Below are 13,042 nucleotides of genomic sequence, written 5' to 3' on the forward strand. Positions count from 1 at the left end.
TGGTCCGGGCCGAGCGCCGGGGCCGCGGTCTGGCGGGAGCGGTCGCCTTCGGCGGTGCGGGGCGGGGGCGCCTGCACGGAGCGGGCGAGACCCCGGGCCACGGCGTCGTGGATGCTGCCCGCGAGCTGCTGGGCCTGGGGCAGCCCCTGGTCGGCGAAGAGGTCGGCCAGGCCGCCGGCGTATCCCTGTCCGACGGCGCGCACCTTCCATGCGCCCTGCCGCCGGTAGAGCTCCAGGGCGACGACGGCCGACTCGGCCTCCAGGCCGGTGATGGTGTAGCTGGCGACCTCCTCGCCGTCCAGGCCGGTGACGGCGACGAAGGGGGCCGCCACGGAACCGAAGCGGACGGGGCCGGCGCCACCGCCCGGAGCGGGCAGGGCGAGCAGCACGCTGACGCGATGGACCGCGTCCGTCATGGCGTCCAGGTCCACCGCGAGGCGGTGATCGGCGGCCGCCTGCCGCGACACCTCCAGGCCGGGCTGGGTGGGTGCGCCCGGGTGGGCCACCCACTCCACCCCGTGGATCCGCCCGGCCTCGTCCCCGAGCGCGGCCGCGGCCACGATCGGAGTGCCGGCCGAGATCCGGATCTCCAGACGGGACTGAGAGAGCGGGTGGTTCTGTCCCCGCACCAGCTCGGCCGTCATCGCCCTGTCCCCCTGTGTCGCGTGATCACGTGGTCGCGTGTGCAGTGTCGTGTGCCGCTCGCCGGCCCGCCCGCTCGGCCGGTTTCGCCGTGGCTAGAGAACCGGCAGGATGGCCGGCATCAGGTCCTGGAAGGTGCGGCCGTTGGCCGGGTTGCCGAGGGCCGTCATCGTCCAGCCGGTGCCCGAGCGGTGCACCTTCGCCATGATCTGGGCGGTGTAGGCGCCGCCGCCGGCCAGCGTGTAGCGGGCGAGCTCCTGGCCGTTGGTCTCGTCGACCAGGCGGCAGAACGCGTTCTGCACCTCCTGGAACGTCTGGCCCGTGAAGGAGTTCACGGTGAAGACGATCTGGTCGATGTGGACCGGGACGCGGGACAGGTCGACGAGGATGGCCTCGTCGTCGCCGCCCTGGCCGACACCGCCGACGAGGTTGTCACCGGTGTGACGGACCGAGCCGTCGTCGCTCACCAGGTGGCGGAAGAAGACGACGTCGACCGGCTGCTTGTCCGCGAAGAGCACGGCCGAGGCGTCCAGGTCGATCTCCCGGGTACGCGAGCCGAACAGGCCGCGACGGGGAGCCGCCTGCCAGCCGAGACCCATACGGACCGCGGTCAGGCTGCCGCCGTCGTTCTTCTGCAGACTGATGGCCTGACCCTTGGTCATGTTGACGGTCACGCGCTGATTCCCCTCTCGAACTTCCCCTGTTGCCGCGGAGCCGCGGTTGACGAGAACCCTACGCAGGGGCACTGACAGTGACGTACCCAGGTCCGCACTTTGTGTCGGTCTTGCAACACAGTCCGTGCGGTGCGGGGTTGCTGAGTCCTTCCGAGGTGCTGGTCAGGACAGGCCGGCCTCCTGCATCTGGCGCAGCTCCTTCTTCATCTCCGAGACCTCGTCGCGCAGCCGGGCCGCGATCTCGAACTGCAGGTCGGCGGCGGCGGCCCGCATGCGCGCGGTGAGTTCCTCGATCTGTTCGGCCAGTTCGGCCGCGGGGCGGTCGGTCGGCACCGTCTCGGCCGCCTTGCCCTTGGCGCCCTTGGCCGCCTTCGTGCCCTTCGCCGCCTTGCCCAGGGAGGGCACGGGTGCCTTGGTGCCGCCGCCGTCCTTCCTCGCCTTGCGGTAGCCCGAGCCGAGCAGTTGCTCGGTGTCGATGTCCTCGCGGGCGATCTGCGCCACGATGTCGTTGATCTTCTTGCGCAGCGGCTGGGGGTCGATGCCGTTCGCCTGGTTGTAGGCGATCTGCTTCTCCCGGCGGCGGTTGGTCTCGTCGATGGCCTTCGCCATCGCCGGGGTGATCTTGTCGGCGTACATGTGGACCTGGCCGGAGACGTTGCGCGCCGCGCGGCCGATGGTCTGGATCAGGGACGTGCCGGAGCGCAGGAAGCCCTCCTTGTCGGCGTCGAGGATGGCCACCAGGGACACCTCGGGCAGGTCGAGGCCCTCACGCAGCAGGTTGATGCCGACCAGGACGTCGTACTCGCCGCTTCTCAGCTCGCGCAGCAGCTCCACCCGGCGCAGGGTGTCGACGTCGCTGTGCAGATAGCGCACCTGGATGCCGAGTTCGAGGAAGTAGTCGGTCAGGTCCTCGGCCATCTTCTTGGTGAGCGTGGTGACCAGGACGCGCTCGTCCTTCTCGACGCGCGTGCGGATCTCGTGCACCAGGTCGTCGATCTGGCCCTCGGTCGGCTTGACGACGACCTCCGGGTCGACGAGGCCGGTGGGGCGGATGATCTGCTCCACGACGCCCTTCGAGCGGGACAGCTCGTACGGGCCGGGGGTGGCCGACAGGTACACGGCCTGGCCGATGCGCTCCTGGAACTCCTCCCACTTCAGCGGGCGGTTGTCCAGGGCGGAGGGGAGCCGGAAGCCGTGATCGACGAGCGTGCGCTTGCGGGAGGCGTCGCCCTCGTACATGGCGCCGATCTGCGGGACCGTGACATGGGACTCGTCGATGACGAGCAGGAAGTCCTCCGGGAAGTAGTCCAGCAGGGTGTTCGGCGGGGAGCCGGGCAGGCGTCCGTCGAAGTGCATCGAGTAGTTCTCCACGCCGGAGCAGGTGCCGATCTGGCGGAGCATCTCGAGGTCGTAGGTGGTGCGCATGCGCAAACGCTGCGCCTCCAGGAGCTTGCCCTGCTTCTCCAGCTCGGCGAGGCGGTCGGCCAGCTCCTTCTCGATGTCGTTGACCGCGCGCTCCATGCGCTCGGGGCCGGCGACGTAGTGCGAGGCGGGGAAGACGTACAGCTGCTGGTCGTCGCTGATGATCTCGCCGGTGACCGGGTGGAGCGTGGACAGGGCCTCGATCTCGTCGCCGAACATCTCGATGCGGACAGCGAGCTCCTCGTACACCGGGAAGATCTCGATGGTGTCGCCGCGAACGCGGAAGGTGCCGCGGGTGAAGGCCATGTCGTTGCGCGTGTACTGGATGTCGACGAAGCGGCGCAGCAGCTCGTCCCGGTCGATCTCCTCGCCGACCCGCAGCGGGACCATGCGGTCCACGTACTCCTGCGGGGTGCCCAGGCCGTAGATGCAGGAGACGGAGGCGACCACCACGACGTCGCGGCGCGTGAGCAGGGAGTTCGTCGCGGAGTGGCGCAGCCGCTCGACCTCCTCGTTGATCGAGGAGTCCTTCTCGATGTAGGTGTCCGACTGCGGGACGTAGGCCTCGGGCTGGTAGTAGTCGTAGTACGAGACGAAGTACTCGACGGCGTTGTTCGGCAGCAGTTCGCGGAACTCGTTGGCCAGCTGGGCGGCCAGGGTCTTGTTCGGCGCCATCACGAGCGTGGGGCGCTGGACCTGCTCGATCATCCACGCGGTGGTGGCGGATTTTCCGGTGCCGGTCGCGCCGAGCAGGACGATGTCCTTCTCACCGGCTCGGATGCGCCGGGCGAGGTCGGCGATGGCAGCCGGCTGGTCACCGCTCGGCTGGTAGGGGCTGACGACCTCGAAGGGCGCCACCGTGCGTTCGATCTGGGAAACGGGCCGCATGTGTTCCACCGTACGACCCACCACTGACAACGGGCGCGGATCAGCGGATGTGCGGGGTGAGGATCACCGGTGCCGCGGGCTCGGACCAGCGATACCGCAGGGCCGGATCAGCGGTTCTGCGGGGTGCGGGTGCGGTGTTCCACGGGGCCGCGGGCGCGCAGGCGGCGCCGGGTCGGGGCGTGGTGGGGCGCGGAGCGGGCGGGGATGCCCGGCTTGTGCTCGGCCGGCTTGACGGCGGCCCGGCCCGTGATCATCAGCGGGTCGAACATCACGACGACGCCGGCGAGGACGAGGAAGGCCAGCGGGCCGATCATCATGGGTGCGAGCAGCGCGGCGGCGGACTCCCCGGTGGTGGGATCGGCCGTGCCGTGGACGTGGACCCTGAGGGCGGCCATCCCCGTGTAGTGCATGCCGGTGACCGCGAGCCCCATGACGAGGCTCGCGCCCACGCTCCACAGGAAGCCCCTGACCTGTCCGGCCGCCCAGAGCGCGGCGGTGGCGGCGGCCATGGCGATGACCACGGAGGCGGCGACGGTGAGGGTGTTGTACCTGAGCTCCCCGTCGAGGCTCATGCTGGCCATGCCCAGGTAGTGCATCGAGGCGATGCCGAGGCCGGTGATGGTGCCGCCGGTGAACAGGGCGGCTCCGGAGGCGCCCTTGTAGCCGACGATGAAGATCCCGACGCCCACCATGGCGACGGCGAGCGCCAGACTCGCGAAGGTCATCGACCGGTCGTAGTGGATCGGCGTCCCCTCGACGGTGAAGCCCATCATCGCGATGAAGTGCATCGTCCATATGCCGGAGCCGATGGCGGCCGAGCCCAGCGCGAGCCAGCCGGGTCGCCAGGCGCCGGTGACGGCCATGGACCGGGTGGTGCAGCGCAGGCCGAGGGCGCCGCCGAGACAGGCCATGAGGTAGGCCACCAGCGGTGTGACCAGGCCGTAGCTGAATCCGTCGACCGTGCCCTGCATGCGCGGCTGCCCTTCCCGCCGTTTGCGTCCCGGAATTCCGATGGAAGCACCCTCCCAGGACCGCGTCGGCGGTCGGGGTTGACGCAGAGAGTATGACCCCCACCGGAATGGTCGAACGACTTTCCCGGCAAAGAAACACGCCCTTGCCTCACTTGTGCGGCACCAGTGTGCGGACTTTGGGGAAGGGCGTTCAATCTGTGGCCATCCTGCGCCCGCCTCGCGTTGACCCTCTGCTGTCAGAGTTGAGCTGTCCGTGACATTCCGATCGCTCGTCGACGCGAGGAGTACGCATGCACGCGCGCGCTGTAGCCGCCTCGACCACCGCGCTCCTGGGAGTCTGTGCCCTTCTGCTGTCCACCACCCCCGTCCGGGCCGCCGGTGACGGCGGCGCACGTCCCGTGGTCATCGCTCACCGAGGCGCTTCGGCGTACGCCCCCGAGAACACGCTGGCCGCCGTCGACAAGGCGGCCCAGCTGGGCATCGAGTGGGTGGAGAACGACGTGCAGCGCACCAAGGACGGTGAGCTGGTGGTGCTGCACGACGACAGTCTGCGGCGCACCACCGACGTCGAGGAGGTGTTCCCGGACCGGGCGCCGTGGAAGGTGAAAGACTTCACCGCCGCCGAGATCGCCCGGCTGGACGCGGGCAGCTGGTTCGCTCCCGCGTACGCGGGTGCGCGCGTGCCGACGCTGGAGCAGTTCGTGGACCGGGTGGAGCGGCACCATCAGAAGCTGCTGCTGGAGATCAAGAATCCCCAGCTGTACCCGGGCATCGAGCGCGAGACCCTCAAGCTGCTCAGCAACGAGGGCTGGCTCGACCGGGACCACACCAGGAACCGGCTGATCGTGCAGAGTTTCAGCGCGGACAGTGTGCGGACCGTCCACCAGCTGAAGCCGGCGGTGAAGACCGGCTTCCTCGGGACGCCGCCCGTCGCGGACCTCGCCGCGTACGCGGGCTTCACCGATCAGATCAACCCCTCGCACGGCTCGCTCACCGCCGGTTACGTCGCCGCCGTCCACGCCTTCCGGGGGCCGCACGGCAGGCCGATGGAGGTCTTCACCTGGACCGTGGACGACGCGGCCGCCGCCCGCCGGGTCGCCGGGTTCGGGGTCGACGGGATCATCACCAACGCGCCCGATGTCGTGCGGGACGCGGTGGAGGGCTGACCGCCGCCGCTCCTCGGCCCGCGTTGTCAGTGGCGGGTCGTACGGTGGGGCGCATGGACAGCCATGGGCAGGACGAGCAGCGGGTCGTGTGGGCCGTCGTGGACACCGCCATCGGTCCGCTGCTGCTGGCGGCGACCCGCGAGGGCCTGGTCAACGTCGTCTTCCACGCCACCGAAGCGGTGCGTGACAGCGCGCTGGAGCGGTTGGCGTCGCGGCTCGGCAGCGAGCCCGTCGAGGATCCCGGCTCCGCGCTGCTGGCCGAGGCGATACGTCAGGTGGAGGCGTACTTCGCGGGTGAGCGGAAGGACTTCGAGCTGCCGCTGGACTGGTCGCTGATATCGGGCTTCAACCGGGAGGTGCTGCGAGAGCTGGCCTCCGGCGTGCCGTACGGCACGGTGGTCGGGTACGGCGACCTGGCCGGACGGGTCGGCCAGCCCGGCGGCGCGCAGGCGGTCGGCATGGCGATGGGCGCCAATCCGCTTCCGGTGGTGGTGCCCTGCCACCGGGTCGTGGAGAGCGGCGGTGGCATCGGCGGGTTCGGCGGCGGGCTGGAGACGAAGCGGCGGCTGCTGGCGCTCGAAGGGGTCCTGCCCGAGCCGCTGTTCTGACGGCACGGCTCGGGAAGGCGCGACCGGGCGCGGGACGACCGGAGGGCCGGTCGCGGCAGGCCGGTCAGTCGTAGTGGCGTGCCTCGAAGATGTTGCCGTCGGGGTCGCGGAAGTAGAAGCTGCGCTTGGCCAGGCCGCGTGCGCCGAACGAGTCGTGGGAGATGTCCGTCAGCGGTACGGCGTGCTCCTCCAGGCGGCTGCGCAGGGCGTCGAAGTCGTGGGCCGGCAGGGACAGGCAGACGTGGTTGACGGGGTGGCCGGAGCTCTCGGCGGCGCCGGGGAGCATGCTCATGCGTTCCGCCTTGGCCACCGGCATGAGGTCGAGGATGGTCTCTTCGTTGACGCGCACCGACGGGAAGGGTGCCTCGCCCACGGCGTAGTCGGTGAGCCTCACCGGTTCGAGGCCGACCGCCTTCTCGTAGAAGCCGGCCGCGGTGACGGGGTCGCGCACCCAGAGGACGATGTGGTCGAGACGTGCCGAGTGGTGCGTCGTGTGGTCGGTCATGTCGACAAGGCTCCGTGATCTCCGTGACGCGGGGCAAGGGGTTTGGCCGGGCGGCCGGGCCGCCAGAGATGAGGGAAGGGCGACAGACAGGAGGCAGACGCGTGGTGCTCATGGTGTCCGAAGAGGTGCGGGAGGCGATCGCCGCGCGCCGGCCGGTGGTGGCCCTGGAGTCCACGATCATCGCCCATGGGCTGCCTCGGCCCCGCAATCTTCAGGTGGCGCTGGAGCTGGAGGCCGCCGTACGGCAGGAGGGCGGGGTTCCGGCGACGATCGCGGTGCTGGACGGGTGGCCGCGGGTCGGCCTGGACAAGGAGCAGTTGGAGCGGGTGGCCAACGAGGAGGGGATACGCAAGCTGGGCCACCGGGATCTGCCGCTCGCGGTGGCGTCCGGGGCGAGCGGGGCCACCACGGTCTCGGCGACCGCGCTGCTGGCGGCCCGGGCGGGGGTGCGGGTGTTCGCGACCGGCGGGCTGGGCGGCGTGCATCGCGAGTGGACGGTGACGCAGGACGAGTCGGCCGATCTCGCTCTGCTGGCGCACACGCGGATCACGGTGGTGTGCGCGGGCGTGAAGTCGATCCTGGATGTGCCGGCGACGTTGCAGCGGCTGGAGACGCTGGGGGTCGCGGTCGCCGGGTACGGCACGGACCGTTTCCCGGGCTTCTATCTGTCGGACTCCGGGCACCCCGTGGACTGGCGGCTGGACGCCCCCGAGCAGGTGGCTGACGTCATGCGGGCGCAGGACGCGCTCGGCGGGCCCGAGTCGGCGCTGATCGTGGCCCATCCGGTGCCGGAGGAGGAGCAGCTCGATCCCGAGATGCACGCGCGGGTGCTCGCCGAGGCGCTTCAGGCATGCGAGCGGGAGGGGATCACCGGGCAGGCGGTCACTCCGTTCCTGCTCGACCATCTGGTGCGCCACACCGATGGCGCCTCGCTCGCCGCCAACCTCGCGGCGGTGCGGGGCAATGTGCGTCTGGCGGCACGGATCGCGGCGGCCTGGGCCGGCGGGGCGTGACGGTGATGCCGGGCCGGGCGGGGGCGTTGCTGGTCGTCGGTGATGTGATCACGGATGTCGTGGCCCGGCACCGGGGCCCGCTCGCTCCGGGTACGGACACGGCGGCGGTGATCCGGCGGGTGCCGGGCGGGGCGGGCGCCAATGTGGCCTGCTGGGCGGCGTGTTGGGGTGGTGCCGAGGTGCGGCTGCTCGGGCGGGTGGGCGCGGACGCGGTGCGGTGGCACGAGCGGGAGCTCACCACGTGCGGAGTGCGCCCGACTCTCGTCGTCGACGAGGCGGCGCCCACGGGGACGGTGATCTGCCTGGTCGACGAGGATGCGCGGGCCGAGCGCACCTTCCTCACCGACAGCGGTGCCTCGCTGCGGCTCGCACCCGCCGACTGGTCGGACGCGCTGCTGGACGGAGTGGCCCGGCTGCATCTGTCGGGCTATCTGCTGTTCGCCGAGAGCTGCCGGGAGTTCGTGGCGGTGGCCGTGAAGTCGGCTCGCGCGCGGGGAGTGCCGGTGAGCCTGGATCCGGCGTCGGCCGGGTTCCTCGCGCAGCTGGGTACCGACCGGTTTCTGACACTGGTCGAGGGCGTGGACGTGCTGCTGCCGAGCCGTGACGAGGCGTGCCTGCTCATGGGGCTGTCCGATGCGGCCGATGCCACTGCCCGGCTGAGCGGACACGTTCCCTTGGTGGTGACCAAAATGGGTGCGCAGGGCGCGCTGCTGGCGCGGGCCGGTGCGGTGTGCGCCCGTGTCCCGGCCGCGCCTGCCGTTCCCCGGGACACCACCGGCGCGGGCGACGCCTTCACGGGCGCCTTTCTGGCGACCCTGCTCACGGGTGCGGACCCGGAACAGGCGGCGGCGGAAGGATGCAGGGCGGGCGCACGGGCGGTGGAACACGTGGGAGGCCGGCCTCCCGCACGGGCTGAGGCCCGGCTGCCGCCGGGGAACCGCCGGCACTGGCCCGAGGGCGGGCCCCCGACGCCGTGAGCCGGCCTCGGCCGACCAGCACTCGACCAGCTCCGCTCCCCTGCCTCTCCCTACCTCTTGCGCCCCCACGCGGAGATCAGCGGAGCGGTCGACAGGTCCAGGCGGCCCGAGGCGATGTTGCCGAGGTGCTCGTCGATCTCCTGGCCGGTGGCGAGGCCCGCGGTGACGAGCCGGTCGCGGACCAGGCGGACGGTCGCGGACTCCAGCGCGGCGCACGCCGGCGCGGCGAGCGGGAAGTACGCGTCGGCCCGGACGCCGCTGAGTCCCGCCTGTCGCAGCAGGCGCGGGAGCGTGCGGCCCTGGGCGAGGTCCTCGCCCAGGTCGATGAGGAGCGTGCGGACGCCGTGCCGCAGCCGGTTGGCGAGGCGCTGCTCGGGGCCGTACTCGTCGGGGCAGAGCAGGGGCTGGAGCTCGGGGTCGGTGTCCTCGACCAGGAGGTGCCCGCCGGGGCGCAGGGCCTTGGCCATCGTGCGGACCGCCCGCTCGCGGTCGGCCGCTCCGGTGAGCGGGAGCCGGGCGTGCACCAGGTCGAAGCCCTCGGCCGGCGGGCTCCCGGCGGTGATGTCGTGGTCGAGCACCTCCACCGGCGGCCGGGCGGTGCGGGCGAGCCGGGCGGTGTCGGTGGCGGTCACCAGGACGCGTCCGGTCGGCCCGACCTTCTTGGCGAGCCAGGACACCACGGAGGGGCTACCGGCACCCATCTCCCAGCAGCGCCAGCCGGGGCCGACCCCGACCGCCTCGAGATGCCGGAACGTCGTGGGGTCGAAGAGGGCGGCGAAGGCGTCGAGGCGCTCCGTCGCCTCGGTCTGCCGGTGGTCGAGCAGATTCCCGTCGGTTCGCATCATGATGCGATCATTCCATTTGCCCGGCTTGTCGGGGCCGGTCGACGCGGCCCGACCAGGGCCGAACTCCGTTCGTCCACAGCCGGGAACAAAGCGGAACCGACCCTTTCCACAGGCCCGCACGTGTTTCTCACAGTGCTGGCAGACTGGCTCGCCAAGGCGCGGGAAGCGGAAGCTGCGCGGGGGAAGCACGCGAGGAGAGCCAGATGTCCATGGCAGGAAATCTACGGAAGGTCACGAGTCTCGGCGGGGTCGGCGGTCTGCGCAGGGTCGCCCGACTGGCCCGGCGCCGCCCGCGCGTGGACCTGAGTCACCCTGCCCGGTCACCCCTGGGCTCCTCTGTGGTCAACTGCGTGACGTATCAGGACGGTGTCCGCAGGACGGCGCGCGGCGAACTGGTGGACGCCGTGCGGGAGGTGCGCAAGAGCGGCGAGGGCTTCGTCTGGCTGGGGCTGCACGAGCCGACGGACCGGGAGTTCGCGGGCATCGCCGAACTGTTCGATCTGCACCCGCTGGCGGTGGAGGACGCGGTCGAGGCGCACCAGCGCCCCAAGCTGGAGCGCTACGGAGAGACGCTGTTCGCGGTGTTCAAGACGGTCTGTTACGTCGAGCACGAGGAACTCACCGCCACCAGCGAGGTGGTGAACACCGGGGAGATCATGGTGTTCCTCGGCGAGGACTTCGTGATCACGGTGCGGCACGGGCGGCACGGCTCGCTGGGTCCGGTGCGCGAGGATCTGGAGTCCGACCCCCAGCAGCTGTCCAAGGGGCCGTCCGCGGTGCTGCACGCGATCGCGGACCATGTGGTGGACGACTATCTGACCGTCATCGACTCCGTGCAGCACGACATGGACCATGTCGAGACGGACGTCTTCGCGGAGCAGGGGGCGCGGGTCGATCCGGGGCGGATCTACCAGCTCAAGCGTGAACTCCTCGAGCTGAAGCGGGCCGTGGTGCCGCTCAGCCGGCCGCTGGAGGAACTCGCGACGCGGCCGGCCCGGGTGATCGCCCCGGAGATACAGGCGTACTTCCGTGACGTGGCGGACCATCTGCAGCGGGCCAAGGAGCAGACAGCGGCCTTCGACGAACTGCTGAACTCGATCCTGCAGGCGCATCTCGCGCAGGTGACGGTCGCGCAGAACGCCGACATGCGCAAGATCACCGCCTGGGCCGCGATCGTGGCGGTGCCCACGATGGTCTGCGGTGTGTACGGCATGAACTTCGACCACATGCCGGAGCTGCGCTGGCGATACGGCTACGGCATGGTCATCGGCGTCATATCCGTGGCGTGCCTGCTGCTGTACCGCGCGTTCCGCCGCAGCCGCTGGCTCTGAGGCGTCCGAGCCCTCTGGGGGCAGCCGGCGCCGGGGCGGATGTCAGCCCGTCGTGCGGGCGTAGACGTTCTCGGCCCATGTGGCGATCTGGCTGTCCGTCAGGTGCCGGGCCAGGTCGGCCTCGCTGATCATGCCGACGAGGCGCTTGTTCTGGACGACGGGGAGCCGGCGGATCCTGTGGGTCTGCATCTCCTGGAGGACCTCGCTGATGTCGGCGTCCGCGTCGATCCAGCGGGGTGTGCCCTTGGCCATGTCGCCCGCGGTGACCCGTGCGGGGTCGTGGCCCACGGCGACACAGCCGACGACGATGTCGCGGTCGGTGAGGATGCCGCACAGGCGTTCGTTCTCGTCGCTGATGGGCAGGGCGCCCACGTTCAGTTCGCGCATCAGCTGAGCCGCGCGGTCGAGGGTTTCGTGGGCGGGGATCCACTGGGCGCCGCGGTGCATGATGTCTCCGGCGGTGGTCATGAAGTACCTCCCCTTGCCGGACGGCCGGCGCGGCGCGGAGCGCGCCGCGAGTCCCGACGTCTCTCATTGTCGCCGCGCGCCCGGCCGACGGCACCCGGAGGGCGGAGAGCCAGGAGAGCGGAGAGCCAGGAGAGCGGGGAGCCAGGAGAGCGGGGAGCCAGGGGCAGGCAGCCGCATGGGGCGAGGAGCCGAGGTCGGGAAGCCGGAGCGGAGAGCCGGCCGAGGCACCCGGGGGAGAGCTCGCGTTCGAGAGCTTCCTCAGCCGTGCCACGCCGGGCGGCGGGGATCGTCGGCTCGCACCAGGACATCGGCCGTGCCGGCCGGGTCGGTCTCCTGCTCGTAGCGCTCGAAGGCGGGGAGGGTCCAGTGCTCGGACTCGGGGGTGCGGCGGCGCAGGGCACCCGGGGAGAGCAGGAGGTGGACGCTGAGATCGAAGGGGAACCAATGACGCAGCAGGAGGGGGCCATGCATCAACAGGACGCCGCCGGGCGGGAGTTGGACGTAGGGGCTGCGGGTGGCGCGGTCGGTGGCCGGATCGCGGAGATCGGGCAGGACACGACCGCTGCCACCGGGTTCGAGGGGGCCGAACACCTCACGCCACAGGGCGCCGGTGTCGTACCAGCCGTCGTAGTAGGACTCCACGTCCTGGTGGCCGTGCTCGAGGCGGAGCGAGGCGGGCCGCAGGAAGCCTTCCGTGCCGATGACGAGGGAGCGGCGACCGCGTATGCGCAGCGCGTCGGCGACACGGGAGGCGAGATCCCCCGGTCGGGCGGCCGGTGCTCCGTCGAAGGCGACACGGAGCCAGGGGCCGCCGTCGGCGGTCGGCAGTTCCAGCAAGCGCTCGGCGAGGAGGTCGCCGAGCCGGTCCCAGGTGATCGCTTCGAGTCGCACAGGGCCCATGATGCGCCCGCGCCAGCGCATGCGGCGCGGCGCCCCGGGAGTCAGCATCCAGGGAGTGCCGCGCGGCGTCCGGGACGTGGGGCCACCCTCTGCCGACGGGAAGGAACCAGGTATGGCACCCCGCACAACTCCCCCGCCGCACCCCGGACTTCTCGTGCACCAGCCGCTCGGGCGACGTCACTGCTCCGTCTGCCGTCGCGGGCCGCTGCCGCTGCTGGTCATGGAGAGCGGGGCGCCGCGCTGCCTGGACTGCGCCGATCTGGGTCATCTGGTCTTCCTGCCGCGCGGCGACACGGCGCTCACCCGCAGGTCGCGGGAGGAGAGCGGGCTGTGGGCGGTGGTGGTGCGGTTCAACCGGCGCAAGGGCCGCTACGAGCGGCAGGGGGTACTGGTCGAGGAGGAGGCGCTGTCCCGGGCCGAGCAGCGGTGTCTGGCGGACGCCGAGGCCCGCCGCCGGCGCCGGGTGCGGGACGCGCGGCGGCGGGCGGCCGAGGACGTGCGGTTCACGGAGGCGTTCGCGGCGGAGATACGGCGGCTGTACCCCGGCTGCCCCGAGGAGCGGGCCCGCGCCATCGCCGCGCACGCCTCGGTGCGGGGCAGTGGCCGGGTGGGCCGGAGTGCGGCGGGGCGGG

The 13,042-nt window shown here is 71.5% G+C and carries 14 protein-coding genes; 6 read left to right on the top strand and 8 right to left on the bottom strand.

Annotation, left to right across the window (positions count from 1 at the left end):
• From N4P33_RS24150 to N4P33_RS24165, 4 genes are all read right to left on the bottom strand, one after another.
• The coding region (locus N4P33_RS24150; protein ID WP_260828818.1) for a TerD family protein at nucleotides 1-644 on the bottom strand (644 nt) is incomplete at its 3' end.
• Between the two features lie 93 nt (nucleotides 645-737).
• Nucleotides 738-1,316 (bottom strand): TerD family protein, encoded by a 579-nt coding sequence (locus N4P33_RS24155; protein ID WP_030820849.1) that lies wholly within the window; start codon nucleotides 1,314-1,316, stop codon nucleotides 738-740.
• A gap of 162 nt (nucleotides 1,317-1,478) precedes the next feature.
• The gene (uvrB, locus tag N4P33_RS24160) at nucleotides 1,479-3,626 is read right to left on the bottom strand and encodes an excinuclease ABC subunit UvrB (protein WP_260828819.1); all 2,148 of its coding nucleotides are present in this window, start codon (nucleotides 3,624-3,626) and stop codon (nucleotides 1,479-1,481) included.
• 107 nt (nucleotides 3,627-3,733) lie between these two features.
• Nucleotides 3,734-4,597 (bottom strand): MHYT domain-containing protein, encoded by an 864-nt coding sequence (locus N4P33_RS24165; RefSeq protein ID WP_260828820.1) that lies wholly within the window; start codon nucleotides 4,595-4,597, stop codon nucleotides 3,734-3,736.
• Between the two features lie 290 nt (nucleotides 4,598-4,887).
• On the opposite strand from N4P33_RS24165, the gene N4P33_RS24170 reads away from it, so the two are divergent.
• Nucleotides 4,888-5,763 (top strand): glycerophosphodiester phosphodiesterase family protein, encoded by an 876-nt coding sequence (locus N4P33_RS24170; RefSeq protein ID WP_260828821.1) that lies wholly within the window; start codon nucleotides 4,888-4,890, stop codon nucleotides 5,761-5,763.
• Nucleotides 5,764-5,816: 53 nt separating this feature from the next.
• A complete protein-coding gene (locus tag N4P33_RS24175; protein WP_260828822.1) occupies nucleotides 5,817-6,371 on the top strand; it encodes a methylated-DNA--[protein]-cysteine S-methyltransferase in 555 nt (184 codons plus the stop codon).
• 64 nt (nucleotides 6,372-6,435) lie between these two features.
• Here N4P33_RS24175 and N4P33_RS24180 read toward each other — a convergent pair whose 3' ends face one another.
• Complete coding sequence (locus N4P33_RS24180; RefSeq protein WP_260828823.1) at nucleotides 6,436-6,876, bottom strand: VOC family protein; 441 nt, start codon at nucleotides 6,874-6,876, stop codon at nucleotides 6,436-6,438.
• A gap of 101 nt (nucleotides 6,877-6,977) precedes the next feature.
• Here N4P33_RS24180 and N4P33_RS24185 point away from each other — a divergent pair, with 101 nt between their 5' ends.
• Nucleotides 6,978-7,889, top strand: coding sequence for a pseudouridine-5'-phosphate glycosidase (locus N4P33_RS24185; protein WP_260828824.1), 912 nt, complete (start codon nucleotides 6,978-6,980; stop codon nucleotides 7,887-7,889).
• Between the two features lie 5 nt (nucleotides 7,890-7,894).
• On the top strand, nucleotides 7,895-8,866 hold the full coding sequence (locus N4P33_RS24190) for a carbohydrate kinase family protein (RefSeq protein WP_260828830.1): 972 nt from the start codon (nucleotides 7,895-7,897) through the stop codon (nucleotides 8,864-8,866).
• Between the two features lie 50 nt (nucleotides 8,867-8,916).
• Here the strand turns inward: N4P33_RS24190 and N4P33_RS24195 are convergent, their stop codons facing one another.
• Nucleotides 8,917-9,711: a class I SAM-dependent methyltransferase gene (locus N4P33_RS24195; protein WP_260828825.1), complete on the bottom strand. Its 795-nt coding sequence runs from the start codon at nucleotides 9,709-9,711 to the stop codon at nucleotides 8,917-8,919.
• Nucleotides 9,712-9,914: 203 nt separating this feature from the next.
• Here N4P33_RS24195 and N4P33_RS24200 point away from each other — a divergent pair, with 203 nt between their 5' ends.
• Nucleotides 9,915-11,042, top strand: coding sequence for a magnesium and cobalt transport protein CorA (locus tag N4P33_RS24200; protein ID WP_260828826.1), 1,128 nt, complete (start codon nucleotides 9,915-9,917; stop codon nucleotides 11,040-11,042).
• A gap of 42 nt (nucleotides 11,043-11,084) precedes the next feature.
• On the opposite strand, the gene N4P33_RS24205 is transcribed toward N4P33_RS24200, so the two are convergent.
• Together N4P33_RS24205 and N4P33_RS24210 are read right to left on the bottom strand one after the other, a co-directional pair.
• On the bottom strand, nucleotides 11,085-11,510 hold the full coding sequence (locus tag N4P33_RS24205; protein ID WP_260828827.1) for a CBS domain-containing protein: 426 nt from the start codon (nucleotides 11,508-11,510) through the stop codon (nucleotides 11,085-11,087).
• 258 nt (nucleotides 11,511-11,768) lie between these two features.
• Nucleotides 11,769-12,401 carry a uridine kinase gene (locus N4P33_RS24210; RefSeq protein WP_260828828.1) on the bottom strand — a complete coding sequence of 211 codons (633 nt, stop codon included), beginning with the start codon at nucleotides 12,399-12,401 and terminating at the stop codon, nucleotides 11,769-11,771.
• Nucleotides 12,402-12,522: 121 nt separating this feature from the next.
• Between N4P33_RS24210 and N4P33_RS24215 the strand changes: the two genes are divergently transcribed.
• Nucleotides 12,523-13,042 (top strand): DUF2293 domain-containing protein (locus N4P33_RS24215; protein WP_260828829.1); only part of this gene is annotated, 520 nt, incomplete at its 3' end.

The organism is Streptomyces sp. 15-116A, assembly GCF_025290915.1.
Classification (GTDB): domain Bacteria; phylum Actinomycetota; class Actinomycetes; order Streptomycetales; family Streptomycetaceae; genus Streptomyces.

Coding starts and splice junctions, on each gene's coding strand:
- N4P33_RS24195 (WP_260828825.1), bottom strand. CDS start 9,711: ATGATGCGAACCGACGGGAATCTGCTCGACCACCGGCAGACCGAGGCG.
- N4P33_RS24175 (WP_260828822.1), top strand. CDS start 5,817: ATGGACAGCCATGGGCAGGACGAGCAGCGGGTCGTGTGGGCCGTCGTG.
- N4P33_RS24170 (WP_260828821.1), top strand. CDS start 4,888: ATGCACGCGCGCGCTGTAGCCGCCTCGACCACCGCGCTCCTGGGAGTC.
- N4P33_RS24200 (WP_260828826.1), top strand. CDS start 9,915: ATGTCCATGGCAGGAAATCTACGGAAGGTCACGAGTCTCGGCGGGGTC.
- N4P33_RS24205 (WP_260828827.1), bottom strand. CDS start 11,510: ATGACCACCGCCGGAGACATCATGCACCGCGGCGCCCAGTGGATCCCC.
- N4P33_RS24165 (WP_260828820.1), bottom strand. CDS start 4,597: ATGCAGGGCACGGTCGACGGATTCAGCTACGGCCTGGTCACACCGCTG.
- uvrB (WP_260828819.1), bottom strand. CDS start 3,626: ATGCGGCCCGTTTCCCAGATCGAACGCACGGTGGCGCCCTTCGAGGTC.
- N4P33_RS24180 (WP_260828823.1), bottom strand. CDS start 6,876: ATGACCGACCACACGACGCACCACTCGGCACGTCTCGACCACATCGTC.
- N4P33_RS24190 (WP_260828830.1), top strand. CDS start 7,895: ATGCCGGGCCGGGCGGGGGCGTTGCTGGTCGTCGGTGATGTGATCACG.